Source organism: Microbacterium pratiae (genome assembly GCF_047302165.1).
Classification (GTDB): domain Bacteria; phylum Actinomycetota; class Actinomycetes; order Actinomycetales; family Microbacteriaceae; genus Microbacterium.
This window is the reverse complement of the sequence record NZ_CP154843.1, coordinates 1393422-1420286: the sequence shown is the minus strand read 5'-3', so window position 1 is coordinate 1420286 and position 26865 is coordinate 1393422. Positions and strand designations below refer to the sequence as shown.

General features: G+C 71.3%; 24 protein-coding genes. 11 read left to right on the top strand and 13 right to left on the bottom strand.

Annotation, left to right across the window (positions count from 1 at the left end):
• The first annotated feature begins 53 nt into the window (after nt 1-53).
• The 4 genes from AA0Y20_RS06590 (at nt 54) to AA0Y20_RS06575 (ending at nt 2623) form a co-directional block, all read left to right on the top strand.
• Nucleotides 54-839 carry a siderophore-interacting protein gene (locus tag AA0Y20_RS06590; RefSeq protein ID WP_412938221.1) on the top strand — a complete coding sequence of 262 codons (786 nt, stop codon included), beginning with the start codon at nt 54-56 and terminating at the stop codon, nt 837-839.
• Nucleotides 840-950: 111 nt separating this feature from the next.
• Nucleotides 951-1490: a DUF805 domain-containing protein gene (locus AA0Y20_RS06585; protein WP_412938220.1), complete on the top strand. Its 540-nt coding sequence runs from the start codon at nt 951-953 to the stop codon at nt 1488-1490.
• Entirely contained in the window at nt 1490-1777 is a 288-nt protein-coding gene (locus AA0Y20_RS06580; RefSeq protein WP_412938219.1) for a DUF6412 domain-containing protein, read from the top strand. The genes AA0Y20_RS06585 and AA0Y20_RS06580 overlap by 1 nt, the downstream gene beginning before the upstream one ends.
• A 120-nt stretch (nt 1778-1897) precedes the next feature.
• Complete coding sequence (locus tag AA0Y20_RS06575; protein ID WP_412938217.1) at nt 1898-2623, top strand: YidC/Oxa1 family membrane protein insertase; 726 nt, start codon at nt 1898-1900, stop codon at nt 2621-2623.
• 91 nt (nt 2624-2714) lie between these two features.
• On the opposite strand, the gene AA0Y20_RS06570 is transcribed toward AA0Y20_RS06575, so the two are convergent.
• From AA0Y20_RS06570 to AA0Y20_RS06560, 3 genes are all read right to left on the bottom strand, one after another.
• Nucleotides 2715-4787, bottom strand: coding sequence for a S9 family peptidase (locus AA0Y20_RS06570; RefSeq protein ID WP_412938215.1), 2073 nt, complete (start codon nt 4785-4787; stop codon nt 2715-2717).
• Nucleotides 4788-4810: 23 nt separating this feature from the next.
• Entirely contained in the window at nt 4811-5641 is an 831-nt protein-coding gene (locus AA0Y20_RS06565; RefSeq protein WP_412938214.1) for an aldo/keto reductase, read from the bottom strand.
• A 63-nt stretch (nt 5642-5704) separates the two neighbouring features.
• The gene (locus AA0Y20_RS06560; RefSeq protein ID WP_412938213.1) at nt 5705-6511 is read right to left on the bottom strand and encodes a Cof-type HAD-IIB family hydrolase; all 807 of its coding nucleotides are present in this window, start codon (nt 6509-6511) and stop codon (nt 5705-5707) included.
• Between the two features lie 116 nt (nt 6512-6627).
• Here AA0Y20_RS06560 and AA0Y20_RS06555 point away from each other — a divergent pair, with 116 nt between their 5' ends.
• The 4 genes from AA0Y20_RS06555 to AA0Y20_RS06540 all read left to right on the top strand — a co-directional run bounded on the left by AA0Y20_RS06555 (nt 6628) and on the right by AA0Y20_RS06540 (nt 10875).
• Complete coding sequence (locus tag AA0Y20_RS06555; protein ID WP_412938212.1) at nt 6628-7896, top strand: sensor histidine kinase; 1269 nt, start codon at nt 6628-6630, stop codon at nt 7894-7896.
• The gene (locus tag AA0Y20_RS06550) at nt 7884-8561 is read left to right on the top strand and encodes a response regulator (RefSeq protein ID WP_412938211.1); all 678 of its coding nucleotides are present in this window, start codon (nt 7884-7886) and stop codon (nt 8559-8561) included. Before AA0Y20_RS06555 ends, AA0Y20_RS06550 begins: the two co-directional genes overlap by 13 nt.
• On the top strand, nt 8558-9442 hold the full coding sequence (locus AA0Y20_RS06545) for a hypothetical protein (protein ID WP_412938210.1): 885 nt from the start codon (nt 8558-8560) through the stop codon (nt 9440-9442). The genes AA0Y20_RS06550 and AA0Y20_RS06545 overlap by 4 nt, the downstream gene beginning before the upstream one ends.
• 221 nt (nt 9443-9663) lie before the next feature.
• Entirely contained in the window at nt 9664-10875 is a 1212-nt protein-coding gene (locus AA0Y20_RS06540) for an MFS transporter (RefSeq protein ID WP_412938209.1), read from the top strand.
• Here AA0Y20_RS06540 and AA0Y20_RS06535 read toward each other — a convergent pair.
• The 6 genes from AA0Y20_RS06535 to aztB form a co-directional block, all read right to left on the bottom strand.
• A complete protein-coding gene (locus AA0Y20_RS06535; RefSeq protein WP_412938207.1) occupies nt 10850-12280 on the bottom strand; it encodes an MFS transporter in 1431 nt (476 codons plus the stop codon). The genes AA0Y20_RS06540 and AA0Y20_RS06535 overlap by 26 nt on opposite strands.
• A 57-nt stretch (nt 12281-12337) precedes the next feature.
• Entirely contained in the window at nt 12338-13168 is an 831-nt protein-coding gene (locus AA0Y20_RS06530) for a hypothetical protein (RefSeq protein ID WP_412938206.1), read from the bottom strand.
• Between the two features lie 87 nt (nt 13169-13255).
• Nucleotides 13256-14440: a zinc metallochaperone AztD gene (aztD, locus tag AA0Y20_RS06525; RefSeq protein WP_412938205.1), complete on the bottom strand. Its 1185-nt coding sequence runs from the start codon at nt 14438-14440 to the stop codon at nt 13256-13258.
• A 29-nt stretch (nt 14441-14469) separates the two neighbouring features.
• Entirely contained in the window at nt 14470-15372 is a 903-nt protein-coding gene (locus AA0Y20_RS06520; protein WP_412938204.1) for a metal ABC transporter solute-binding protein, Zn/Mn family, read from the bottom strand.
• Complete coding sequence (locus tag AA0Y20_RS06515) at nt 15369-16616, bottom strand: hypothetical protein (protein WP_412938203.1); 1248 nt, start codon at nt 16614-16616, stop codon at nt 15369-15371. The genes AA0Y20_RS06520 and AA0Y20_RS06515 overlap by 4 nt, the downstream gene beginning before the upstream one ends.
• Complete coding sequence (gene aztB / locus AA0Y20_RS06510; protein ID WP_412938202.1) at nt 16613-17494, bottom strand: zinc ABC transporter permease AztB; 882 nt, start codon at nt 17492-17494, stop codon at nt 16613-16615. The genes AA0Y20_RS06515 and aztB overlap by 4 nt, the downstream gene beginning before the upstream one ends.
• Before the next feature lie 54 nt (nt 17495-17548).
• Between aztB and aztA the strand changes: the two genes are divergently transcribed.
• Together aztA and pgi are read left to right on the top strand one after the other, a co-directional pair.
• Nucleotides 17549-18268 (top strand): zinc ABC transporter ATP-binding protein AztA, encoded by a 720-nt coding sequence (aztA, locus tag AA0Y20_RS06505; RefSeq protein WP_412938201.1) that lies wholly within the window; start codon nt 17549-17551, stop codon nt 18266-18268.
• On the top strand, nt 18265-19950 hold the full coding sequence (gene pgi, locus AA0Y20_RS06500; protein ID WP_412938200.1) for a glucose-6-phosphate isomerase: 1686 nt from the start codon (nt 18265-18267) through the stop codon (nt 19948-19950). The genes aztA and pgi overlap by 4 nt, the downstream gene beginning before the upstream one ends.
• 102 nt (nt 19951-20052) lie before the next feature.
• Here the strand turns inward: pgi and AA0Y20_RS06495 are convergent, their stop codons facing one another.
• Nucleotides 20053-20607, bottom strand: a complete 555-nt coding sequence (locus AA0Y20_RS06495) for a helix-turn-helix domain-containing protein (RefSeq protein WP_412938199.1) — start codon at nt 20605-20607, stop codon at nt 20053-20055.
• Nucleotides 20608-20674: 67 nt separating this feature from the next.
• Here AA0Y20_RS06495 and AA0Y20_RS06490 point away from each other — a divergent pair, with 67 nt between their 5' ends.
• Complete coding sequence (locus tag AA0Y20_RS06490) at nt 20675-22369, top strand: FAD-dependent oxidoreductase (protein ID WP_412938198.1); 1695 nt, start codon at nt 20675-20677, stop codon at nt 22367-22369.
• A 103-nt stretch (nt 22370-22472) separates the two neighbouring features.
• Here AA0Y20_RS06490 and AA0Y20_RS06485 read toward each other — a convergent pair whose 3' ends face one another.
• The 3 genes from AA0Y20_RS06485 to AA0Y20_RS06475 form a co-directional block, all read right to left on the bottom strand.
• Nucleotides 22473-24572, bottom strand: a complete 2100-nt coding sequence (locus AA0Y20_RS06485) for a glucose PTS transporter subunit IIA (protein WP_412938197.1) — start codon at nt 24570-24572, stop codon at nt 22473-22475.
• Between the two features lie 88 nt (nt 24573-24660).
• Nucleotides 24661-26124 (bottom strand): PepSY-associated TM helix domain-containing protein, encoded by a 1464-nt coding sequence (locus AA0Y20_RS06480; RefSeq protein WP_412938196.1) that lies wholly within the window; start codon nt 26122-26124, stop codon nt 24661-24663.
• A gap of 79 nt (nt 26125-26203) precedes the next feature.
• A complete protein-coding gene (locus AA0Y20_RS06475; RefSeq protein WP_412938195.1) occupies nt 26204-26848 on the bottom strand; it encodes a hypothetical protein in 645 nt (214 codons plus the stop codon).
• Nucleotides 26849-26865: the final 17 nt, after the last annotated feature.

The window sequence follows — 26865 nt, the reverse complement described above, 5'->3', positions numbered from 1 at the left end:
GAATGGATGAAGGGACCGACTCCCCGGCGGCTATGTAGGTTAGCCTAACCTTCATGTCCGCCTCGACTGCAACCCCCTCGTTCCGACTCGCCCGACGTGCGCTCGATCTGCGTTTCCGCTTCGTCCGTCTGGCAGCTCGACAATGGTTGACGCCGGCCTACGTGCGGGTGCGGCTCGAGGGAGCGGATCTGCGCGACTTCGACTCCCCGGGCTGCGACGACCACGTGCGCGTGTTCTTCCCCGAGCTGCCGCCCGAGAGCATCGACGAGATGAGGGCGGCACCGAGCCGCGAGTACACGCCGCTCGCTTGGGACGCCGAAGACGGCTGGCTCGATCTCGAGTTCGCCCTGCACGGCGACGGCGTCGCGGCAGCATGGGCGGCGACGGCGGAGATCGGGTCAACGATCGGGATCGGCGGCCCGCGCGGGTCGGCGGTGCTCACGGGCCGCCCCGACGGCTGGTTCCTCGCGGGAGACGAGACAGCCGTCCCCGCCATCCGGCGGTTCGCCCACCACATGGATGCCGCCGCCGTCGGGCGCGTGCTCATCGAGGTGCCCGACGCCGAGCACGAGCTGCCCGTGGCCACGCCCCCGGGGGTCGTCGTCGAGCAGGTGCACCGCGGATCGGCATCCGCCGGCGCTCCCCTGGCCGCGCGTCTCGCCGCCCTCGGCGAGGATGACCGACCGGACGGGGCGGTCTTCGGCTTCGTCGCGGCCGAGCAGTCGATCGTCCGCCCGGCTCGGGCACTGCTGCTGGAGCGCTGGCGGCTCGACCCCGAGCACATCACCGTGAAGGGCTACTGGAAGCGGGGCGAGCCCGAGTATCACGCGCCCCACTGAGCGCGGGGAGCCGGTTCACCTGGCACTCCCCGCCCCTTCCCCGCGCCGGATGGGGCCAGGACTGACAGGCGAAGCCTGCGGCGCCCCGCGACGCTCGGCTAGCATCGCGGGATGGAGGCCCTCTCGACAGCACCGCTGCCGAGCGCTTCGCTGCCCCAGGCGATGCGCCGCTTCGTCGCGCACGCCTTCCGCCTGCGCGGGCGTGCGAGCCGCAGCGAGTACTGGTGGTGGATGGCCGTGGGCTTCGCCTCCGCCGTCGTCTTCCTGCTCGTGATCCCGCGGATGCTGTCGGGGCGCTGGCCTCAGCTCGACCTCGGGCTCCACCCGTTCGGCTGGTGGGGCTGGCGCGGCATCGAGCTCTTCGGGCCGATCGCTCCGACCGACCCCTTGTCATCTCTCGTGGCGGTGTACCTCTGGACCTCGACTGTGTGGGTGGTGGCCACCTTCATCCCGGGTTTCACGGTCGCGGTGCGACGGCTGCATGATTCGAACCTCTCGGGCTGGTGGGTGCTGCTGAACCTCCTGCCCATCGGCGGGTTCGTCCTTCTCCTGCTCGCCCTGCGACGGTCGCACCACGAGGGCGCACGTTTCGACGGGGATGCCGCGCTGATCGAGCGTGCCGCGGGGTGGGCCCGGGCGGGGGCGGCGTGATGTCGGTGCTCTCCGCGCTCCCGATGCTGCTCTCGGTGATCGGCGCTCTCTCGCTCGGCGACTCGAGCGGGCTCGGGGTCGCAGCGGCGACCGCGGTGGCACTCATGGCGATCGCGATCGCGATCGTCTCGGTCTCGGCGACCGCCACGACGACGGGGGCCGCGGGCTCGCGACGACCCCACCCGCGGCGATCCATCTCACCGTCGACTCTGCTCGCGCAGAGCGACCCCGACGCTCCCGGCAGTCGACGCCCCCGGGCCCCGGGGCTCGTGGCCTCAGCCGCGTAGCCACGTCCGGAACGGCCACACACCCGCGCGCGCACCCGTGCGCCAACGCCGTGTGCACGGCGCCGTCCGGCGTCCCTCGCGGCTGATCCCTCGTGCTCAGTCTCGACGATCGGACTCCTCATGGACCTGTACTCCTTCCCGCCCCTCGCCGCCGCGCTCGACGCCGTGGCCTCGATCCTCGCCGCGCTGACCGCGGTGCTCGAACCCGCGCTCGGCGGCCTCGCCGCCGCGGCATCCGTCATCCTCATCACCGTCGTCGTGCGCACCGCGCTGATCCCCGCGGGCGTCGCCCAGGCGCGCGCGGATCGGGCTCGTGCGCGCCTCGCACCGCGGGTGCGCGAGCTCCAGCAGCGTTACCGCACCGACCGCGAGAAGCTGCAGCGCGAGACCCTCAAGCTCTATCGCGACGAGAACGTCTCACCGACGGCGGGCTGCCTGCCGCTGCTGATTCAGGCGCCCGTCGTGGGGCTGCTGTACGGCGTGTTCATCCATCCCACGATCGCGGGCCACACCAACGGACTGCTCGCCGAGACGCTTCTCGGTGTCCCCCTCGGTTCGAGCCTCGCGGGCACCATCGCGTCGGGGATGCTGCCGCTCTCGGCCGCTCTCGTCTTCGGTGCCGTCATCGTCTCGATCGCGCTCGTCGGCGAACTGACGCGGCGCGCCTTCCGGGTGACGGATGCTCCGGCCGCCCTGACGGGAGTGCTCGGGGTCGCGCAGTTCGCGACCGCCGTCGTCGCCATCTTCGTCCCGCTGGCGGCGGGTCTGTACCTGGTCGTGACGGTCGCCTGGACATTGGCGCAGCGACTCGCCCTCCGCCGCATCATCCCGCCGACCGCGGCGTGAACCCCCTCACCTGACAGGAGTGGCCCCCTCCCGCGCGGGGAAGGGGCCACTCCTGCCAAGCGAGTGTGCCGCGGCCTGGTCGCCGCTCGTCTCAGGCGCGCGGGGGCAGGTTCTCCTCGAGGAACGCGAAGACCGTCTCGTACCAGACGCGCGCGTTCTGCGGCGAGAGGATCCAGTGGTTCTCGTCGGGGTAGTACAGGAAGCGGTGCGGGCTCGTGCCGTCCTCGGCGGCGTGGTGCTCGTTGAGGTCGGCCCACAGCCGGAGCCCCTCGCCGATCGGCACGCGGTAGTCGCGATCGCCGTGGATCACGAGCATCGGCGTCCGGATGTCGGCGACGAAACGGTGCGGCGAGTTCGCGATCGCGCCCTCCGCGCTGAAGATGCTCTGCCAGTACGGCGCGAAGTCGGTCGTGCCGGCGAACTGGTCGAACGCCCACAGGCTCGCGTGGGTCACGATCGCGTCGAAGCGGTCGGTGTGCCCCGCGACCCAGTTGGCCATGTAGCCGCCGAACGATCCGCCCATCGCGGCCGTCCGGGTCTCGTCGATGTCATCGCGCGCGACGGCCGCATCGGTGATCGACATGAGGTCGGTGAAGGGCGCCGCGCCCCACGCGTCCCACCCGCGCGCGATGAAGTCGAGCCCGTATCCGGTGGACAGGGCGGGGTCGGGCAGCAGCACCGCATAGCCTCGCGCTGCGGCCAGCAGCGGGCTCCACCGCCAGCTCCATGCGTTCCAGCTGTTGAGCGGTCCGCCGTGGATCCACAGCAGAAGCGGCGCCGGGGCCGCGGCATCCGCTCCCTCGGGCAGCACGAGCCAGCCGCGCACGCGGGCTCCGTCGTCGGCGGTCGTCTCGACCTCGACCATCGAGGCGGTCGTCGCGGGCGAGGGGGCCGGGCTCGCGAGGGGTGTCACAGCGCCGTCGGCTGCGACACGGACGGGATGCGGCGGCGTCATCCAATTGGAGCGGAGCGCGATGACGTCCGTGGTCCCCGAGACCGGCTCGACGTGCGTGTACGCGAAGTCGTCGTGCGTCGTCTGCGCGACGGCGCCCCCGTCGAGCGGCACCGTGAAGACCGGGCCGCGACCGTCGTGGTCGGCAGTCACGACGAGCGCGGAGTCGTCGTCGGCGAAGCGGATGCTGCCGGGCCACCGGTCCCAGTCCGACGCCAGGCGCTGCGGGTCGGCGCCGTCGAGGGCGCTCGCCCACAGCTCCTGATCGGCGGGCCCCGCGGGGGTGGACTTCGCCGTGCGGACGTAGGCGACACGGGCGCCGTCGCGGCTGACCGCGGGCATCTCGACGTCGACGTCGACCTCGTCACGGACGATGCGAAGCTCGCCCGTCTCGGTGTCGATCGCGACGAGACGATAGCGGGCGTCGCGCCCCTGCGGCTCGGGCACCGAGGCGATGAGGGTCGCGCCGTCGGGCGTCAGCGCCATTCCCGCCGTGCCCGCTTCGCGGCCGCGGAGCAGAATGCGTGGTCGCGGCAGGCCCGCGGGGTACGGATCATCGGCGGCCTCCGGTGCTGCCGTCGCGCCGACGACCTCGTCGACGGCCTGGTCGGCGGTCGCGATGACGGCGGGCGCCTCGGCCAGTTCGTCGAGGTCGAGCGAGAGCAGCACGGGCTCGTGCGGGCCGAGGTCGTGGTCCCAGTAGCGCACGGGATAGGTGTCGTGGATGATCGCCGAGACCTTGAGCTTCTTCCGCTCCGCCCGCAGCTTCGCGTCCGCCTCGATCGTCGCGGCGTCGGGAAGCAGCGACGACGCGATCACGATGCGATCGGAGTCGGCCGCAGTGACGACACCGGAGACACCCCCGGCGAGCCGGGTCACGGGACGCGCCTCGCCGCCGGCGGCCGGAAGCAGCCACAGCTGAGCGGGCGCGTCGTCGGCGGCGTCGTTGTCGGGGCGCGCCGAGACGAACAGCAGGTCACCCGACGACGTGAACACGGCACCGGACTCGCCGGTGGTCGAGCGGGTCAGCCGTCGCGGCGTGCCCGTGCCATCGGCGGGCACGGACCAGAGCGAGCGCTCGTACCCGGTGCGATCCTTCGTCAGGGTCGCGACGGTCAGCACGACGCGCGACCCGTCGGGAGCGGTCGCCACGGCATCGATGCGGGGAAGGGCGTAGTAGTCGTCGAGAGAGTCGAACGGTGTCGTCGGCATGCCCCCACGCTATCCGGCGCCGGCTACATCTCTTGGTGCGTGTCGGGGTCGCCGTCCCAGAGCCGGCCGCGTTCGAGGGCGCTGATCGCGGCGATCTCGTCGCCCGACAGCAGGAAGTCGAAGACGTCGGCGTTCTCGCGCTGGCGGGCCGGATCGGCCGACTTGGGGATCGGCGTCGACGACAGCTGCGTGTGCCAGCGCAGCACGACCTGCGTGCCCGTCACGCCGTGGGCGGCGGCGACATCGCCGATGCCCTGCTCGTTCAGCAGCTCGCTGCGTCGCGCCAGCGGACTCCAGCTCTCGGTGCGGATGCCGTTCGCGGCATGGAACGCCCGCAGACCCGCCTGAGGGAAGTAGGGGTGCAGCTCCACCTGGTTGACCGCCGGTGCCACTCCGGTCTCATCGATCAGCCGTGCGAGCATCGGCTCGGTGAAGTTCGACACGCCGACCGAACCGACCTGCCCCTCGTCGCGGAGGGCGAGCATCGCGCGGTAGGTCTCGAGCCACTTCCCCTGGCTGGGGTTCGGCCAGTGGATGAGGTAGAGGTCGATCTTCTCCACGCCGAGCCGGCCGAGCGAGCCCTCCGCGCTGCGGATCGTCTCATCGAAGCCGTGGTCGCGTCCCGGCACCTTGGTCGTGATGACGAGCTGGTCGCGGATGCCGCTGCGGCGCACCGCCTCGCCGACCTCCGACTCGTTCTGGTAGTTCACCGCTGTATCGAGCAGCCGGTAGCCCGAGTCGATCGCGGCGGCGATGGCGTCGACGCCCTCCGGTCCGCGCAGGTTGTAGGTGCCGAGCCCGAGCTCGGGGAAATCGGAGCCGTCGTTCAGCGAGACGGTGGGAATCGTGACCATGCCGCACACGCTACGCCGTCGGGCGGACCGACGGCGCGGGGTTGCGCCGGACGCAGCCGTCACTCAGCGCGCGAGGAACTCCTCGATGACCGTGAGCACTCCCGCCTCCGTGTGCGAGGGCGCGCTGTAGCGCGCCACCGCCGCGATCTCCGGGTGCGCCTCGGCCATCGCGTACGAGTACCGCGCCTGCTGCAGCAGCTCGAGGTCGTTGAGGTAGTCGCCGAACGCCATCGTGTGCTCGGGGCCGATCCCGAGGGTCGACTGCAGCTGCGACAGCGCTCGTCCCTTGTTGACCCCGGGGTTCATGATGTCGACCCAGTGCTGCCCCGAGACCACCACCTGGTGCGTCTCGCGGAGGTCGAGCAGTTCGGGGGCGACCGAGTCCTCGGCGCGCGCGAAGTCGAAGACGGCGAGCTTGAGGATCTCGTCGTCGACCGACGTCAGGTCGTCCACGACGGCGAGCTCGGCGTAGTACTTGTCGGCTTCGGCGAAGAAAGCATCGTCTGCGCGTTCGATGTAAGCCGAGCGCTTGCCGCACACCACCAGGCCGATGTCGAGGTGATCGAGGCCGCGGATACGACGGACCACGGATGCCGCGAATCCCGCGTCGACGGCATCCGAGCTGACCTCTTCGCCGTCGCGCACGACGTACGCACCGTTCTCGGCGATGTAGTCGAGCTCGACCGGCGCATCGGCGAACTGCCGACGCAGGGTCGCGAGCTGCCGTCCGCTCGCGGGCGCGAAGACGATGCCCCGGTCGCGCAGCCGTGGCAGCAGGCGCCACAGCCCGTCGGGGATGCGGCCGTCCGCGTCGAGGAGCGTTCCGTCCATGTCGACGGCGATCAGGCGGATATCGGGAGCGGTCACCATCCCATCCTCCCCGACGAGGCCGGTGGGCGCCGCCGCTCGATCCGGGGGATAACCCGAAGGCGAGTCTCCGGGCCGCTCGCCTGCGCGGCACGGGGCCGCGGTCCTAGCGTGGAGCCATGACCACAGCCGTTGCCAGCACCGCCCCTCCCTCCCGCGCACTGACGTGGTTGCGCCCGCTCGGGGCGCTCGCTCAGCTCGCCGCGCTCGGCTTCGCCGGAACAGCCGTCTTCGCGGTCATCCTGACGCTCATGGCGGTCGGCATCGGCCTGACTCCGGCGCTCGGGATCGGCCTGCCGATCCTGGTCGGCTTCGTCTACGTGCTCTGGCTCACCGGCTGGCTCGAATACGCCCGCGTCGATGGCCTGTACGGATGGGGCCTGCCCTCGCTTCCGCCGCGCAGCAGCGGCCGGCCGGGCTTCGGCGGATGGCTCCGCACCGTCTGGCAGCAGTTCACCGACGGACGCATGTGGCGCGGGATCGCGCACGCCGCGATCTCGACGGTGCTGGGCCTGATCGTGCTCAGCCTCGCGAGCTTGCTCGCCTCGGGGGTCGCTCTGCTGTTCGCGCCGCTGTACGCGACCAGCGACGTGACCGTCGGATCGACCTGGATCAGCGTGCCGCTCGAAGGGGCCGTCATCGCGGGCATCCTGATGATCATCGTGCCGGCGGCCATGCTCGTCGGAATCGCGTTGCTGCACGGCATCCTGGCGAAGTCGATCCTCGTGCCCTCTCGCGAGGCGCAGCTCGTCGAAGCCGCACGGACGGCTGGGGTGCAGCGCGAGGGCGCGGTCCGCGCCGGCGAGCTGGAACGCACCCGCATCGAACGCGACCTGCACGACGGCGTCCAACCGCGCCTCGTCTCGGTCGGTATGACGCTGGGGCTCGCACAGCAGAAGATCGACGACGACCCGGATGCCGCGAAGGAACTTCTCGCCGAGGCGCACACGTCGACCAAGGCCGCGATCACCGAGCTGCGTCAGCTCGCCCGCGGCATCCACGCCTCGGTGCTCGACGACCGCGGTCTCGATGCGGCGCTGTCAGCCCTCGCCGCACGTTCGCACGTACCGGTGAGCCTCGACGTGCGCGTCGACCAGCGGTGCAGTCGCACCGCCGAGGCTGCGGTGTACTTCGCCATCGCGGAGTCGCTCACCAATGCCGCCAAGCACTCGCGGGCCGGCGAATGCCGCGTGGTGGTGCGCCACCGCGACGACCACACCCTCTGGGCACGGGTCGAGGACAACGGCGTCGGCGGGGCGCGGGTCATCGCCGGCGGCGGCCTCGACGGGATCATCAACCGCATCACGGCCGCGGGCGGCACGACGCGCCTCGACAGCCCGACCGGCGGACCGACCGCTCTGGAGGTGAGCGTGCCGTGCGCATCCTGATCTGCGAGGACTCGACGCTGCTGCGCGAGGGCATCGTCCGGCTCCTGGCCGACTCCGGTCACGAGGTCGTCGCGGCCCTCCCGGACGCCGACGGCATCTCCACCGTCGTGACCGAGACCCGGCCCGACCTCTGCATCCTCGACGTCCGGCTGCCGCCGACGTTCACCGACGAGGGCATCCGCGCGGCGCTCGCGCTGCGCGCCGAGAACCCCCGGCTGCCGATCCTCGTCCTGAGCCAGTACGTCGAGGAGCGTTACGCCAGCGAGCTCATCACCTCGCAGGGCGCGGCGCTGGGGTACCTCCTGAAGGATCGCGTGGCCGACGTCGGAGAGTTCCTCGCGACAGTCGAGCGCATCGGGTCGGGAGCCACGGTGCTCGACCCCGAGGTCGTCGCTCAGCTGCTCATGCGCCGATCGCGCGACGAGCGGATGTCGCGGCTCACCGAACGCGAGCGGACGGTGCTCGCCCTCATCGCCGAAGGACGCAGCAACCAGGCGATCGCCGCCGCGATGTTCCTCAGCGAGGCGAGCGTCGAGAAGTACATCACCTCCCTCTTCCAGAAGCTCGACCTCGAGCAGGACGAGCACGGCAACCGACGAGTGCTCGCCGCGCTCGTCCACCTCGAACACGGCGGCTCCCAGCCCCAGAACGGAACAGTCCGATGAGCACGACCCTGACCCCGCCCCCTGCCACGCCGCCGGGAGCCCCCGTCGAGCCGTCGACGACGGGAGGCACGCCCCCGACGGGCCCGACGTCGACGCCGTCGTCGGCGGCCCGCGTGATCGCGGGACTGACGATCGCCGCGGGCGCCGGCCTCCTCCTGTTCACCGCCGGAACCAGCGTCGTGTCGACCATCGTCAGCGGCGGCGCCGCGACCTCGACGATCTCGGCGCCGACGGCGGGTGTGAGCATCCTCGAGATGGATGCCGCCGCCGCGGACGTCGAGGTCTCCTTCGGCGATGTCGACGAGGCGACCCTCACGGTCACGGGGACGGGAGGCGCCGAGGCGTGGGAGCTCGCCCGCGAGGGCGACCGCCTCACGGTCGACTCCGACCGCGACTGGTGGAGCGGATGGCGCCTGTGGGGCGGCTCGTCGCGGGCGACCCTCGTGCTGCCGGCCGACCTCGTGGGGCTCGATGCCCAGCTGAGCGTGGGGGCGGGAGCCCTGCGCGCGGACGGTGAGTTCGGCGCCCTCGCGCTGCGTGCCGACGCCGGATCGATCGATGCGGCGGGAACGGCGACGAGCCTCGATGCCCGGGTGTCGGCCGGACGCGTCTCGGTCGACCTCGATGGAGTGCGTGAGGCGACCGTCGACGTCAGCGCCGGTCGTATGTCGGGTACCCTCGCCGGCACTGCGCCGACGTCGGTGACGATCGCCGCCGAGGCGGGCGGCGTCAACCTCGCCCTCCCCCGCGGCGGCTACGCGGTCAGCTCGACGCAGGAGGCAGGCTCGTTCGTCAACGGGCTCACCGAGGACCCCTCGTCCCGCAACCGGGTCGAGGTCCGGGTCTCGGCGGGATCGGTCGTCCTGCGCGAGGGGCGCTGACGGCCCACGGGGCGATCCTGAACGATCACTATGCAGCGCCGATGAGAACGGCTCAGCCGTTGCATCCCGTTACCTGGCCGTTATAACTTCGAGGCACGCAGTTCCCCCGACTGCGCGGTGTGATCTCTGGTGCAAGGGATGACAGGGCCGGTCGACGATTCTGAGTCGACCGGCCCTTCTCACGTCCGCGGGGGCGCTCCCGCCGGTCGTAAGCTGGCTCGGTGCGTGCGTTCACCGGTCATCTTCCCGGGTCGCCCGCCTACCGCCGGCTCATCGCCGGGCTGTTCTTCGCCGGGGTGGCGACCTTCGCTCAGCTGTACTCGCCGCAGGCGGTGCTTCCCTTCATCGGATCGGAGTTCGGCGTCGAACCGGCGACGGCGGCCCTCGCGGTCTCGGTGTCGACGCTCGGTCTCGCCGTCGGCGTCATCCCCTGGTCGGTCGTGGCCGACCGTATCGGGCGCGTGCCCGCCATGGCGATCGGAGTGATCGCCGCGACGGCGCTGGGTCTGCTCGCCCCGCTCGCCCCGACGTTGCCGCTGCTGCTCGGCGCCCGGCTGTTCGAAGGCGCGGCGCTCGGCGCCGTGCCCGCCATCGCGCTGGCGTACCTTTCGGAAGAGGTCGACTCCGCCCACACCGCGACGGCGGCGGGCAGCTACATCGCCGGCACCACGATCGGCGGGCTGCTCGGCCGGGTGGTCGCGGGCCCCTTCGGCGACGTCGGTCTGTGGCGGGGCGGGGTCTTCGCCGTGGCAGCGGTGTGCGCCGCGTCGGCCGTACTCTTCCTGTGGCTCACGCCGCCGGCCCGAGGCTTCGCGCCGCAGCGCAGGACGGGCGCGACGGGTCCGTCACTGGCTGCCCGGCTCGCGACGAACCTCCGCGACCGCCGCCAGCTCACCCTCTACGCCCAGGGGTTCCTCCTCATGGGCGGCTTCGTCGCCGTGTACAACTACCTCGGATTCCACCTCGTCGCGCCGCCGTACTCGTTGCCGTTGTGGGTGGTGAGCTTCCTCTTTCTCGCCTACCTCGCCGGCACCGTCACCTCGCCCTGGGCCGGTTCGCTCGCGGCGCGGTACGGCCGCCTGCCGGTGGTGCTCGCCTCGCTGGCGGTCATGGCGATCGGCATCATCGTGACCGCGGTGCCTCACGTCATCGCGGTACTGGTGGGGCTGCTGATCGCGACGGCGGGCTTCTTCGGCGCGCATGCGATCGCGTCGGGCTGGGCTCCCGCGGCGGCGAGGCCGGAGGCCCGAGCTCAGGCCGCATCGCTGTACTACCTCGGGTACTACGGCGGCTCGAGTCTGTTCGGGTGGCTCCTGGGCTACGCCTTCCACGATCTCGGCTGGGTCGGCGTCGCCGGATGCACCCTCGCGATGGTCGCGATCGCAGCACTGCTCGCAGTGCTCGGGCTCAGGGTGCCGCGTCGCTCTGCCTGACCGATGGGGCCGCTTCCGACGACGAGGCGACCTCGCCGGAATCCGTGCCCCCGGATGCCGCGGGCTCGGGCGGCGGCGCATCGGCGTACGCCTGACTCAGTCGCCGGTACTGCGGCGACGCGAAGGCGAGGAGCACGATGACGAGCATGAGGGCGCTCGCGGCGACGAAGGCCAGGGCGATGCCCCGCGCCTCGCCCCCGCCGAGCAACCAGCCGAAGGTGCGCTCACCGGTATCCGTACGCATGAAGGGGATGAGGCCGAACTGCGCGAGCGGCCCGATCAGATACGCCGATATCGGCGACGCCGCCGACTCGACCGACGCCGCGAAGCCGAAGACCCTTCCCTGGGTGTGGAACGGCACGACGCGCTGGATGACGGTCTGCTCGGCCGCCTCGGCGACGGGCATGAGCATCATGAAGACGAAGATCCCGAGGGCGTAGAGCCACCACCACTCGCGGATCGCGAAGGTCATGCCCAGCACGGCGACGCCCACGTTGACGAGAAGCAGCGTACGCACGGGGTTGCGCCCGAGCCCGCGCGCAGCGACGACGGCACCGCCGAGGATGAAGCCGGTGCCGGTGACCGCCAGCACGATCCCCCACGCCTCCACGGTGAAGAGCGTCAGCCCGTAGGGATCCATGAGAGCCATGAAGACCCCGCCCACGAGGTTGTTGATGGTGGTGAACAGGATCAGTGCCAGCAGACCGGGCACGGCGCGGATCGCCGGGATCACACCGCGGAACGTGAACGCCGGTGTGGCGGCATCGTGAGCCGCGGCGACGCCGCGCTCGGGGATCGACACGAACGTCAGATGCCCGAGGGCGAGCGCCGTCGCGGTGACGGCGATCACGACCGTCCACCCCATTCCGAGCAAGCCGATCGAGAGGCCGGAGAAGACGCTCGTGACGATGAACGCCATGCCCTGCACGGTTCCGACCAGGCCATTCGCCCGGTCGCGGCGGTCGCCCGGCACGAGAAGCGTCACGGTGGTGGACAGCGCGATGTTGCGCAGGTTCTCGACCACTCCCCCGATGAGGATCAGCCCCGCGAAGATCCAGAACCAGGGCCGGCCCCAATCGACGAGGACCGCCTCGGGGAACAGCAGATAGACCGCACCGGCACCGAGATAGGTCGCGAGGGTGATGAGGCTCGAGAGCACCATCACCGCCTTCTTCTTCAGGTGGTCGACGAGGGCCCCGAAGACCACCCCGAACACGGCGACGAGCAGCATGTACGAGCCGCCGATGATGGATGTCGCCAGGACGTTCTCCGTCGCGAGGTAGGCCCAGAACGTCAGGGCGAACCAGAGGAAGCTCGAGGTCACGTTCGCGAGCAGCGTGTTGCCGAGCACCTGGTGGAACGCGCGCATGCGCGAGGACTCCAGTGCGCTGAGCGGGGCGGTCATGGGACGAACAGTAGACCCGGTCGCCGACACGGAGAAGGAGGAGTTTCGGGCGTCGGCTCACCCCTGCAGCGCGGGGTCGGCGAGCGACCACTTCTGGGCGGTCTGCATCATCCAGAACACGAGGAACAGCGCCAGGGCGATGAGCTCTCCGACCAGCACGACGGGGAGGTCGAAGATCACCGCCAGCACGACGGTCACCGCGAGGTCGAGCACGAGTGCGATCGCGATGGCGATGTAGCCGGTCCGCATCCGCTTCGCCGGCGGGTTCGTGTCGGCGGGCCGCAGCGCCTCGGCGAGCGCGACGAGGGCGATGAGGATGAAGAAGCCGAAGGCTGCGATGGCGTGGCCGTAACGGACGAGAAGGCCCGGAGCGAGCGTCCACACGAGCGTCACTCCCACCAGCAACACCGCCGCCAGGGCGAGGGTGGGACCGGTGTCGCGGAGGGCGATGTCGCCGCGCTGAGCCAGGACGAGTCCGATGGCGAGCACGACCGCGCCGATCACGAGGTACGTCGCCAGGGCGTTGTCGAGATCGTCCGCGAACCCGACGGGGACGCACGGGGCCGCACAGTCGACGGCCACCCCGGGCACCTCGCCGGCCGAGATCGGCGCGGGGATGATGGCGATGAGCGGCGCCAGGAGCGCTGCGACATCCAATAGCACGCGTTGCGGGCCCCGCCCGGAGAGCGCGAGCAGGCAGGCTGCTGCCGCGACGAGTGCGGCGGAGAAGACGGTGCGGGCCGAGGTGTAGAAGTAGTGGCTGACGCTGGGGAGCACTCCCGCGTCGGGGATCGCGAAGAGCACCGCGAGCATGATCGCGACCGGTGTACCCGCGAGGGTCAGGCGCAGGTAGCGATACGTGCGCTGCGAGGTCGAGACGGCCGCCACGACGCCAGGCTAACGGCGGGCCCGGACGCGCCGCATCCGCCCCGCGGCAGAGTGACTGCGACGGAGCGGATGCGGCGACGCCGTGGGTCAGGAGACGGCGGCGATCTCGTTCGGGACCTGCGGCAGCTTCACCGTCTGCACGATCTCGGCCGTGGTCAGGTCGACGGCGACGAGCTCGCTGTCGGCCGGGTCCGTGACGTAGGCGATGTCACCGGCCACCTTGACCGCCGGGTGCGGCGCCTGCCACTCGGCCGGACCCTCCCAGGGGTCGATCACGGGAAGCGACTTCGTGATGCCGCCGGTCGCGGGATCGATCCAGTGCAGCGAGCCGTCGGTGCCGATCAATACGGCCTCGGCGGCGGGCCCGCGCGCGATACCGCGGAAGGTGTATTCGACGCCCGCCGGCAGCGCGACCTTGGTGAGCGTCTTCGCCTCGGTGTCGACGAGGGCGATGTTGCGCAGCAGGTAGCCCTCGGCGTCGGGGTCGTCCTTGTAGTCCATGACGACGAGCGGGCTGTCCTCCGCGACGAAGGCGTTGCCGATGCGGCCGTACGCGTCGGGCGAGGTGACCTTCGTGATCTCGCCGCCGTCGTAGATGATCGCGCCGTTCTCGCAGCCGAACACGACGCGCTCGCCTTCGGCGGTGCCCTCGCCGTGGACGCCCGGGCAGTCGGCGTTGGACGCGACCTCGGTGCCGTTCGCGTCGAGCACACGGATGCCGGTGCGCCCGGCCTCCCCGCCGACGGTGGTCAGCATCGTGCCGTCTTCGAGCTCGACCGAGACGCCGTGGTGCGCCTCGACCCCGGGGATCACCTCGGCGTCGGGCAGCTCGTCGCCGATCTGTCCGAGGTCGGCGGTGTCGAAGATCGTCGTGTCGCTCGTCGCGTCGTCGTAGAGCACGGTCTTGCCGCCGTGGACGACGACGTGTCCGGCGGCGGCCGCCGGGACGACGAGGTCGGTGAGCTCGGGCTGCTGGACGTCGAGCAGCTGGAAGCCCTCCGACGTCGTGACCATCACGTGACGGCCGTCACCGGCCGCGTTGAGCCGGATGAAGTCCTCCGAGTCGAAGTCTCCGATCACCTCGAGCTCGTCGCCGCCGAGCACGAGCACACCGCCCTCGTAGCCGAGCGCGACGCGTGGACCGGCGGGCGCGGACGCCTCGGCCGACGCGTCGCCCGACGGGCTGGACGTCGCGGCGGGCGAGGACGAGCATCCCGCCAGCACCAGGGCTGCGGCGCCGGCGAGGGCGCCGAACTGCAGGGTTCTCTTCATGGGGTGGGTTTCCTTTCCAGGGAAATGCCTCATCGGGTGAGGCCGTCGGTGATGCGCTGGAGGTTCTGGCGCATCATGTCGAGGTAGGTGTCGCCGGGCTGTCCCTCCGGCGCGAGCGACTCGGTCAGCAGGGGCACGACCGACACGTCGCGCCCCGCCTCGTCTGCGAGCACCCGCATGAGACGGTCGGGCTGAGAGGAGTCGGCGAAGATCGTGCGGACACCGGCGGCGTCGATCGCATCGACGAGCTCCTGCAGGTCGGATGCGCTGGGAGCCGCGAGCGTCGTGCCGCCGGGCACGGCCGCGCCGAGGATGCGGACGTCGTAGCGCCGCGCGAGGTAGCCGAACACATGGTGATTGGTGACGAGCGCGCGGTGCTCGGCGGGAATGGCCTCCAGTCCCGCCGCCATCTCGGCGTCGACCGCCGCTAGTTCGGCGAGGTACGCGTCGCCGGCATCCGTGACGGCCCGTCCGTCGTCGCCCGCCAGCTCGGCGAGGACCGGGGCGAGGGCGTCGACGACGCGGGCGGTCTGGGTCGGATCGGTCCAGAAGTGCGGGTCCACCGCGTCGGAGTCGAGGTACCCGAGGGTCTCGACGTGGTCTCCCGCGACGAACTGCGCCACGCCGTCGGCGGCGGACGCGTCGACGTGGTGCTGCACCCCCTCTTCGAGCCCGAGGCCGTTCGAGACCACGAGATCGGCACTGCGCATCGTCGCCGCGTCTTGGGCCGAGAGCTCGAACGAGTGCGGATCGGCATCCCGCGGCATGAAGGTGACGACGTCGAGCTCATCGCCCGCGAGGTTCTGCACGATGTCGCCCAGGATGTTGGTCGTCACGACGACGGTCGGACGGTCATCGCCCGCAGTGGCGCACCCGGAGAGCGCGACGGCCCCGGCGACGACCATCCCGAAGGCGAGAGCGGCCCGCCTCATCGGCCCGTCTCCGTGAAGAGGGCGGGGGCGTGGTCGGTCGGGAAGGTTCGGGCTACCCGCCCGCCGTCCGCAGGATCGAGCTCGAACAGGGCATGCTCCCGGGGACCGTTGAGGTAGGTGCGTCGCTGGTCGGCGACGAGGTCGACACCGGGGGCGAGCACCGGATCGGCGAGGGATGCCGCGACGAGCGGCTGCGTACGCGCGAGCCGCTCCCCCGTCGCGCCCGAGATGACGATCACCGAGCCGTCTGCGGCGAGCGCGACGACTGTCTCGTCGGCGTCGTCGACCGCCGTGACGCGGACGATGGGCTCGCCGGCGTCGTACGCCGTCCATGAGCGCTCGCGGGTGTCGAGCAGCCAGAACGCCGAGGACCCGGTGCGACCCGCCACGGTGGGTCGGCCCTCGCGGTTGGCGAACGACAGAGCACGGCTCGGCCCGCCCTCGGGGTACGGGATGCGCTCGAGAGTCGTGCCGGCGGCATCCGAGACGGCGAGGACCGCACCGTCGGCGCAGCCGATGACGACGCCCACATTGGTCGCGATCGACCCTGCCGGCTCGATGCACGGCGTGGTGTCGAGCTCCGACCCCGAGACGTCGACGCGGCGGATCTCGCCCGAGGCCGCGTCAGCGATCAGGGCTCCTGCGGGGATCGGCACGACGAACGAGCCGGGGGCGTCGAGCGCGAGCCGGAAGCTCTCGACGATGTCGCCCTCCTTCAGCGCGTCGAAGTCGAGCAGCACGGCCTCGCCGCCGCGGTCGTCGTCGTCGAAGAACACGCCCACTCCGAGGTCGCTCGCGACGGTGCGCGGGGTGCCGGAGCCGGTCACCTCGCCGAGGATGCGGGCTGGGGCCTCGTAGTAGTGGAAGTGGTCGATGTGATTCCAGGTCCACACCCCGCTGTCGATGATCGACACCTCGCCGTCGCGACCGGCGAACAGGAAACGCCCCTCGCTGTCGAGCGTGTCAGCGGCAGCGACGTCGCCGAGGACCTCGGACTGCTCGTCGATCAGATCGAGGTGGTGCACGGCGCCGTCCGTGCCGATGCTCGTGAGGTGCAGAGCCGGCTCGGCGAGCTCACGCGCCCCGGCGATGGCGCCGTGACCGTCGCCGAGAGCCTCGCCGCGCGCCGTGGCATCGGCGTCCGGAGTGCCGGCGGCCGAGTCCGATGGAGTGGCCTGGCAACCGGCGAGCAGGGCGGCGCCGGCCGTGAGAGCGATGAGCGAGAGAGGTGCACGAGTTCTCATGCGGTCCTTTCCGGGGTGTTCGGGATGACGGATGCCGTTGCGCGGCGCCCGTCCGGGCGGGTCAGGGTGCGGACGACGGCGCGGATTCCGGTCGAGACGGCACCGGAGCAGATCGCGGTGAAGGCGACCGTGGCACCGGCAGCGGTGGCGGCGTGCCAGGAGACGAGCAGGCCCACGGCGACGGAGACGATGCCGATGAGCGCGGCGAGGGCCATCGTGGGAACGATCCGGCGCGTCCACTGCCCGGCCGCGACGGCGGGCCCGAGGAGCATGCCCACGACGAGCAGCGAGCCGACCGCCTGGTAGGCCGAGACAACCGCGAGCGTGACGAGTCCGACGAGGACGATGTGGGCGACGCGAGGACGAAGGCCGAGCAGCTGCGCCTGCCGCGGGTCGACCGTCATCGCGACGAACGAGCGGTGCCCGAGGGCCGCGACGACGACGGTGACGACGAGTGCGGCGGCGAGCGCGACGAGCTCGGCTGAGCCGATGGCCAGGATGTCGCCGAAGAGGATCGCCGAGGCATCCGTCGCGAAGCTCCGAGACGCCGAGATGACGATGATGCCGAGTGAGAGGCTCGCGACGAACAGGAGGCCGATGCTCGTGTCGGCCGAGAGTCGTCCCCGGCGTTGCAGGGCACCGACGCCGAGCGACATGGCCGCAGCGCTCAGGGCAGCGCCGGCCATCGGCGGGAATCCCGTGAGCGTCGCGACGGCGACGCCGGGCAGCATCCCGTGTGCCATCGCCTCGCCGAGAAAGGCCATGCCGCGCAGCACGACCCACGTGCCGACGATGCCGCACACGATCGCGACGAGGCCGCCGCCCAGCAGGGCGCGCTGGACGAATGTGACGGCGAAGGGGTCGAGGAGGAGGGACACGGTCGACGACGATACATGAAAGTGAGAACGGTTTTCATTTGCAATACTGGGACGATGCTCAGCTCGACCGCCTCTCCCGCAGCCCGGCATACCGTCGTCTCCCTGCGCGACGTCAGCGTCGCCTACGACGGTCACCTCGGCCTCCGTGGCGTCGACCTCGACGTCGCGCGCCACGAGATCCTCGCGGTCGTCGGCGCCAACGGCTCGGGAAAGTCGACGCTGGTCGCGGTCGCGGCGGGGCTCCTGACGCCCACCTCAGGAACTGTGCATCGCTCGCCCGGCATCCGGGTCGGTCTCGTCCCGCAGACCTCGAACGACGGCGCTCGTCTCCCGCTCACGGTGGCCGATCTCGTCGCGATGGGGCGCTGGCGCGCACGCGGACCGTTCCGCCCGCTGCGGCGAGTCGACCGGGAGCTGATCGCGGAGGCGATCGAGACCGTGGGTCTCACCGCTCTCGCGCGGCGACCGCTCGGCCTGCTCTCGGGCGGGCAGCGTCAGCGGGCCCACATCGCGCAGGCCCTTGCGCAGGAGGCCGACCTGCTGCTGCTCGACGAGCCGATGAGCGGACTCGACAGCGCATCGCGCGAGGCCGTGGCATCCGCTCTCGCCGTCGCCGCGCGCGGGGGCGCCGCCGTCGTCGCCGTCACACACGATCTGGCCGAGCTCGGCGAGGTCGACGCGGTGTGCCGGCTCATCGACGGGCGGGTCGTCGACAGTTCTCCCGCCGCGCCGCGTGGACGCGGACACGGCGGCGCGGCTACCGTGAGAGCGTGACCGCTGCTCCCATCGATGCCACCACCACCGCCGCCTGGAACGACCTCGAGTCGCTGAAGACCGGCTTCACCCCCGACCTCCGCGGCTGGTTCGACAGCGACCCCGGCCGCGTCGAGCGCCTGAGCCTGCCGCTGGCCGACCTGCACGTCGACCTGTCGAAGAACCTCGTCACCGACGAGATCATCGCCGCCCTCGTGCGCCTGGCCGAGCAGACCGGCGTCGCCGAGCGCTACGCCGCAATGGTCTCGGGCGAGCACATCAACACCAGCGAAGACCGCGCCGTGCTCCACACCGCGCTGCGCCGCCCCGCCGGCGCCTCGCCCGAGCTCGTCGTCGACGGTCAGGACATCGACACCGACATCCAGGCCGTCCTCGAGAAAATGTCGGCATTCGCCGACCGCGTGCGCTCCGGCGAATGGACGGGCATCACCGGCAAGAAGGTGACCCACGTCGTCAACATCGGCATCGGCGGGTCCGACCTCGGGCCGGTCATGATCTCGGAGGCCCTCCGCCCCTACGCGACGGCCGGCATCCAGGCGCGGTTCGTGTCGAACATCGACCCGTTCGACATCGCGAACAAGACCGCCGACCTCGACCCCGAGACGACGCTGTTCATCGTCGCATCCAAGACGTTCACCACTCTCGAGACCCTCACCAACGCGCGCCTCGCCCGCGACTGGCTGTGGGCGGGCCTGCGCGAGGCCGGCGCGATCGACGACAGCGAGGCGAAGAAGACCGACGCCGTCGCGCACCACTTCGTGGCCGTCTCGACCGCACTCGACAAGGTCGAGGCCTTCGGGATCGACCCCGCCAACGCGTTCGGATTCTGGGACTGGGTCGGCGGCCGCTACTCCGTCGACTCGGCGATCGGCCTGTCGCTCGTGATCGAACTCGGCCCCGAGGCGTTCCGCGACCTGCTCGCCGGCTTCCACGCGGTCGATGAGCACGTCGCATCCACCCCGCTCGAGAAGAACGTGCCCGTCCTCATGGGCCTCCTCAACGTCTGGTACACCAACTTCCTCGGCGCACAGACGCACGCGGTGCTCCCCTACGCACAGCAGCTGCACCGCTTCGCGGCCTACCTGCAGCAGCTCACGATGGAGTCCAACGGCAAGTCGGTCCGCTGGGACGGCACCCCCGTCACCTCCGACACCGGCGAGGTCTTCTGGGGCGAGCCCGGCACCAACGGCCAGCACGCGTTCTACCAGCTGATCCACCAGGGCACGCGGCTGATCCCCGCCGACTTCATCGCCTTCGTCAACCCGGCCCATCCGCTCACCGACGGCGGGCGCGACGTGCACGGACTGTTCCTGGCGAACTTCCTGGCCCAGACGAAGGCGCTCGCGTTCGGCAAGACCGCCGAGGAGGTCGAGGCCGAGGGCACGACCGGAGCGCTCGTCGCCGCACGCACGTTCGCGGGCAACCGTCCGACGACGTCGATCTTCGCGCCCGCGCTGACGCCCAAGGTGCTCGGCGAGCTCATCGCGCTCTACGAGCACATCACGTTCACGCAGGGCACGATCTGGGGCATCAACTCGTTCGACCAGTGGGGCGTCGAGCTCGGCAAGCAGCTCGCCCTGCAGATCGCGCCCGCGATCGAGGGCGACGCCGACGCGCTCGCCGCGCAGGATGCCTCGACCCAGGCCCTCCTCGCCTACTACCGCACCCACCGCCAGTCCTGACCCCTCCCACCCCCCTTCTCGTCGACTCGCCAAGAAAGGCGGATGCCGGCACCGCGGCATCCGCAGTTTCTGGCGAGTCGACGGGTGGGACGTGGGGACGGGTCAGGAGGGGGCGGTCAGGGTATGCATGCGCTCACCGGCGGCGTTGAAGATGCTGATCACCTCGGCGGGGCGCGTGCCGACCGCGCTGATGGAGTGCGGGGTGCGGGTGTCGAACTCCGCCGCCTCGCCCCGTGAAAGCGTGAGCTCCTGGTCGCCGAGGACGAGACGGACGCGCCCGCTCAGCACGTAGAACCACTCGAACCCGTCGTGGACCCGCGGCACCGGTGCCGTATCCGAGGGCGGATAGGTCACCTTGTAGGTCTGGACGGGCGAGCTCTCACGTGTCAGCGGCGCGATGACATGGCCGTGCCGTGTCGTCGCGGGCCGCCGCACCCGGGGATCCGGATGCTCGGCGGGAACGAGGTCGTCGATGCGGATGCCGAGCTGCCGCGTGAGAGGCACGAGCAGCTCGAGGTTCGCCTGCCGCTTGCCCGACTCGAGGCGCGAGAGGGTGCTCGTCGACATCCCCGCCCTGCCGGCGAGCTCGTCGAGGGTCAGCCCTCGCTCCTGCCGCGCGGCGCGCAGGCGCGGTCCGATCTGGTCCAGTCCGGTCATCCATCCATTTTGCCATTAGTGCAAATCCATTTGCTGATAGTCGATGACACGACGGATGCTGGTCGGCATGCAGAATCTCGATCATGACGTCGTCATCGTCGGCGCGGGACCCGCGGGGCTCAGCGCCGCTCAGATGCTCGGGCGCGCCCGCCGCCGCGCGCTCGTCCTCGACTCCGGCAACCCGCGCAATCGCTTCGCCGAGCACATGCACGCCGTCGTGGGCTTCGACGGCACCGCGCCTGCGGAGCTGCGCCGTCGCGGTCGCGTCGAGGCGGAAGCGTACGGCGTCGGCTTCCGCACCGCGCGCGTCGAGCGGGTCGGCGATATCGACGGCGGCCTCGAGGTCGTGCTCGCGGGCGACGAGGAGCGCATCACGACGCGCGCACTGCTGATCGCCACCGGGGTCACCGACCACCTGCCCGACATCCCTGGTCTCGCCGAGCGGTGGGGCCGGACCGTGCTGCACTGCCCCTACTGCCACGGCTGGGAGGTGCGCGATCGACGCATCGGCGTCCTGGCGACGTCGCCGATGAGCCTGCACCAGATCGAGCTCCTCCGACAGTGGACCCCCGAGGTCGTCGCCTTCACCGCCGCGGCGGGAGAGCTCGGCGACGACGTCGACGAGCGGCTCCGCGCCCGCGGCATCCGCATCGTCACGCCGCCCGTGGTCGCCGTGACCGGTCCGGACGATGCGGCGGATGTCGCCGACGACGCCGCCATCGGTTCCGTGGTGACCGCTGACGGTCAGCACATCGCGATCGACGCGATCTTCACCGGCGGACGCCTCGAGCCGCACGACGGCTTCGTCGCCGACCTCGACCTCGCTCGCGCCGACGGGCCGGTGGGCTCGTTCATCGCCGTCGACGCGGCCGGAGCGACGAGCCATCCCCGCGTCTGGGCCGCCGGCAACGTCGTGGCCCCGATGGCGAACGTGCCGCTGTCGATGGGCGCCGGATCGATGGCCGGCGCGGCGGTCAACGGCGCCCTCGTCGCCCTCGATGCCGCGGCCGCGGTCGAGCGCCGCCGTGGCCACGCCGCCGACTGGGAGGCCCGATACGCCGAGACCGACCGGGTCTGGTCGGGGCGCGTCAACGAGACGACGTCGACGGTGATCGCGGAGCTCGAGGCGGCGGGCTCTCTCACCCCGACGACCGCGCTCGACCTGGGCTGCGGCGAGGGCGGCGATGCGCTGTGGCTCGCGTCGCGCGGGTGGTCGGTGACGGGCATCGACCTGTCGCCGACGGCAGTCGCGCGCGCCCGTGCCGCCGCCCGGAGCGCTCAGCTCGATGCGACTTTCGTCGCGAGCGAGATCGACGCCGCGGAGCTCGGGGAGTTCGACCTGGTGACGACGAGCTTCCTGCATTCGTGGGACCCGGAGTTCTCCCGCATCCCGCTCCTGCGCGCAGCCCTCCGGCATGTCGCCCCGGGAGGCCGGCTGCTGGTGGTCTCGCACGCCGGAGGCCCGCCGCCCGAGGCGGGGGCCGGCGAGGCGCAGGATGGTGAGGCGCACGAGCACCCGCCGTTCCCGACGCCCGGCGCCGAGCCGGGGAACCCGGACGCGTACGAGCACCCGCCATTCCCGACACCCGCGGAGGAGCGCGCCGCCCTCGACCTCGATCCCGCCGTGTGGGTCGTCGAGCGCGAGGAGATCGTCGAGCGCCGAGAGGTCCGCGAGCGCTCCACCCCCGCAGCATCCACCCCCGCAGCCTCCCGCCCCCCGCACCTGCTCGACGGCATCCTCCTGCTCCACCGCCTGCCCTGACCCCGCATCAAAACGTCGACTCGCCAGAATCTGCGGATGCCGGAGGCCCGGCATCCGCGATTCGTGGCGAGTCGACGTTTGGGGTGGGAGAGGGAGGGGGGGGTTACTTCTCCAGGATCAGGAGAGGGGCGCCGGCCGTCGTCGCGCCGAGGCCCACCGGGTCGACCGTCGCGAACGCGTCGCCGTTGAGGACGATGACCGGCGTGATCAGCGGGTAGCCCGCCTTCTCGATCACGGAGCGGTCGAACGTCACCAGGGGCGTGCCCTGCTCGACGCGATCGCCCGCCTTGACGTGGACCTCGAAGCCCTCGCCCTTCAGGTTGACGGTGTCGATGCCGACGTGGATGAGCAGTTCCACGCCGTTGTCGAGCTCGAGCCCGAACGCGTGGCCGGTCGGCTGGGCCGCCGCGACGGTTCCGGCACCGGGCGAGACGACCGTGTCGCCCGTCGGCTCGATCGCCACACCGGGGCCCATCACGCCACCACCGAAGACCGGATCGGGCACCTCGGAGAGCGCGACCACCGTGCCGTCGAGCGGCGACGCGATCTCGATGGCAGCAGACACCTCGTCGGTGGCGCCGGGCTTGTCCAGCGTCGCGGTCGCGGTCCCCCGGGGCGTCTGCGCGGGCGTCGCGGTCGACGAGCCGGCGGCGGCGGTCGCTGCTGCTGCGCCCGCGGTCGCGGCCGCAGGGCCGGCAGCGGTCGCACCGGCCTCGGCCTTGTCGCGCTGCGCCTCGAACTCGGCGCGCTGCTCGGGGGTGCGGTAGTCGCTGATGATGACGAGCACCATCGCCACGACGAACGCCGAGAGCACGGCGATGCCGTAGAGGATGACCGAATCGAACGCCGGGATCGTCAGCAGCGAGGTGAACACGAACGCCGACGTCTTCACGCCGCCGCCGATACCGATGATGAGACCGCCCACGAGGCATCCGACGAGCATCCGCGGGTAGATGCGCTTGAAGCGCAGGTGGATGCCGTAGAGCGACGGCTCCGAGATGCCGCCGAGCAGACCGGCCGCGAGGGCGCCCGTCGCGGTCTGACGCATCTGCTTGTCACGGGCACGCCACGAGATCCACAGCACACCGGCGGTCGCGCCGAAGCAGGCGAAGTTCCACGCGCCCATGGGGCCCTGGATGAAGTCGTAGCCGAGGGTCTGGATGTTCAGCAGCATGACCGCGTTGATCGGCCAGTGCAGGCCGAGCGGCACCATGAACGGGTATGCGAGCGGGATGACGATCGCGAAGATGAACGGCGAGAAGTCGTTGATCGAGCTCAGCAGGTTCGCGAGACCGGCACCCGCGTATACGCCGATGGGGCCGATGAGGAACGCCGTGAGCGGGATCATGATCAGCATCGCCAGGAACGGCACGAAGATCAGCTGGATGTTCTCAGGGATGATCTTGCGCAGCCCCTTCCACAGCAGACCGAGCGCGCCCGCCATGAGCAGCGGCGGGAACACCTGCGAGCTGTAGTCGAAGATCGTCAGCGGCAGACCGAAGACCGAGACGGTCGTGATCTCCGAGCCGAGGAAGTTGATCTGCTGCGCGCCCTCCTGGGTCGCCAGTCCCGAGAACTGCGGCAGCATCACCACGGCCATGATCGCGAAGCCGACCCACGGGTCGGCCCCGACCTTCTTGGCCGCGTTGTAGGCGACCATGAGCGGCAGGAAGATGAAGACGCACTGCCACATCAGGTTGACGAACTGCCACGACGGGTCGAGGACGACACCCGGGGCGTTCCAGGCGGGGATGACGCCGAGCGTAGCCATCAGCGCCATGAAGGTGATGAACAGCGACGCGCCCAGCAGCGCACCGAGGATCGGGCGGAACGAGTCGGACAGGAACTCGAACAGGGAGTCGAGCCAGGCGACCTTGCCGCGGGGGCCCTTCGCGCGCTCGCGCGCCTTGACCGAGTCGATGTCGTCCTCGTCGACAGCGCCGCCACCGGCGCCCGACATCGCGGGGAGCGCGTTGATGTCGTTATAGACGTTCTGGACGGCACCGCCGATGACGACCTGGTAGCGGTTCCCGGCCTGCGGAACGGCGCCCATGACGCCCGGGATCGCCTCGACCGTCGTCTGATCGACGTTCGAGGAATCACGCAGTTGGAAACGCAGGCGCGTGGCGCAGTGCGTCAGACTCTCGATGTTTCCCGGACCGCCGACGGCGTCGACGATCGATTCAGCGGGGCTTGTCGCCATGGCTCTTCTCCTGTTGTCCGACGGGTGGCCGGAGTTCTTCGCCCGGAACTCTACCCTGAGAGTTCGCCGGGAACGAGGGGTTGACCCGTCATGGCCTGACCACACTCGCTTCCGCTCCCCCGGTCGAAGATTTCCGGACGCGGCGGGCGCGCACGTCCCGCACGACGGCATCGCCGATCACGAACGCGGCGAGGGGCAGGCCCACCAGCGGCAAGAAGAACCCGATGCCGATCGAGACGCCCACGACGAGGGCGACGCCCCACAGCGGAGCGTCCGCAAGCGCGTCACCCGGGACCGTGCCCATCCGGCGGGAGGTGTCACGTGTGGGACGACGCTTCCACCACATCAGATACCCGAGCACGACCATCACGGCGATGCCCGCGGCGACGACGAACAGCACGAGCTGGTTCACAAGCCCGAACATCGACCCCATGTGGAGGTCGACCGCCCAGCGTGCGAGCTTCGCCATGAACGGGTAGTCGCCGAAATCCACCCGGTCGATGACCGCGAGCGTGTCGCCGTCGATCGCGACCGCGTCGACCTCGGTCGGGAAGCTCCGCTGGATCTCCTGGACGACCCAGGCCTGTCCCGCCGAGGAGGGCGGCCGGATCTCGATGAGCCCGACGTTGACGTTCTCGGTGCGGGCGACCGCGAGGACATCGTCGAACGTGTCGGGCGACACCGTCGCGGTGGGGGCTGCGACGACGCCGTGGTCGGCATGGGCATCGGCGCCGCCCGAGCCGGCATCTCCGACCTCCGTCGTCAGCGCGGGGTTCTGCCACGAGAGTGCGGCGCGCAGCGTGGACACGTTGGCTCCGCCGTAGGTCGACCACGTGATGCCCGAGGCCGCGAGGAAGAGCGCCCCCGCGGCGAGCCACACCCCGAGCGACGCATGCCAGCCGAAGAAGCGCCGGTATCCCGTGGCACCGGGTCGGGGACGGACCAGGTCCCGCTTCACGCGCGCCCGCCGCAGCCGCACGACCCAGAGCGCGAGCCCGACCGCGACGACGATGCCGAGCCATGAGGCGGCCAGCTCGCTGTAGAGGCGCCCGGGCTCACCGAGGTGGAGGTTGCGGTGCAGGTCGCTCACCCACGCGCGCAGCGGCAGCGCGCCGCTCGTGCCGTAGACCGTCAGGTCCCCGCGGACCTCACCGGTGCCGGGGTCGACGAACACGGCACGCGTCTCGCTCGGCCCGAGGCCGTCCTGCGCGAACATGACGCGCGTCGTGTCGCCCGCGTTCGGTGCGGGCCGGACCGCGGCGAGGGATGCCGCATCACCGATGTATTCCTCCGCGATGCGGACCTGGTCGCCGAGCGGGAGCGTCGTCTCGGTGACCGGGGCGCGCAGCTCGTGCGCATAGACGACCTGCTCGAGCTGGGGCGTCACGACGTAGATCGCGCCGCTGATCGCGGCGACGAGGATGAACGGGCCGACCAGGATGCCGGCGAAGAAGTGGATGCGCAGAAGCAGCGGCATCGCCCAGGCGCGGGGTCGCGCGGGCGGGGCGTGTTCGGGAGCGCCGGCGGGCGTGCGCAGCGGGGTGACGGACATGGGACTCCTCGGTCGTCGGGTGCCGGCGCGCGAAGACGGTGCGCGCGCACGGCGGGTCACCCCGACGGGCGCCGGGGCGTCAGAGAGCGAGGAGGACGGGCGGGCCGCGTCGGGCGGGAGCCGCGATGAGAGCGCGGAGGCGCGGTGCACGGACATTCGACACGACCGGGACCGGGAGCGGCGACGTCGGGGCGGGAAGTACGGCATCCCGCGCGACCGACCTCAGGCGCAGCGCGATGCGCCGGGCGAGACCGGCGAGCGCGCCGACCAGCCGCTCGCCGCTGTGGAGCAGCACGGTGGTGAGGACCGCGGCGACGACGTGGGCGACGATCATGGCGACATCCGGTGCCACGGCGGCGAGCGCACCCGGCTCGGACAGGGATGCCGGCAGCGACATATGTCCCGCGTGCAGGCTGATCGGCCCCGCAGGCCCCGCGGAGGCGCCCGCCGGCCCGGCTGATCCTGCCAGCGGGACGACACCGAGCGCGAACATGACGTGGAAGAGCACCTGAGCCGCCGCGACGGCCGCCCCCAGGCGCGCGAGCGAGAGGCGGCGCCCGACGACGAGGAGGCTCACCATCGACGACAGCGCCCACGGGAGGGCCGCGCCGAGCAACGAGGGCGGCTCGCCTCCCGCCGTCACGTGCGACAGCAACGCGACGAACGTCGCCAGCGTGGCGGCGACGACGGCGCGCAGCGCACGCTGCTGGCGGGAGGAGATCACGTCGGGGCCGGTCGGCC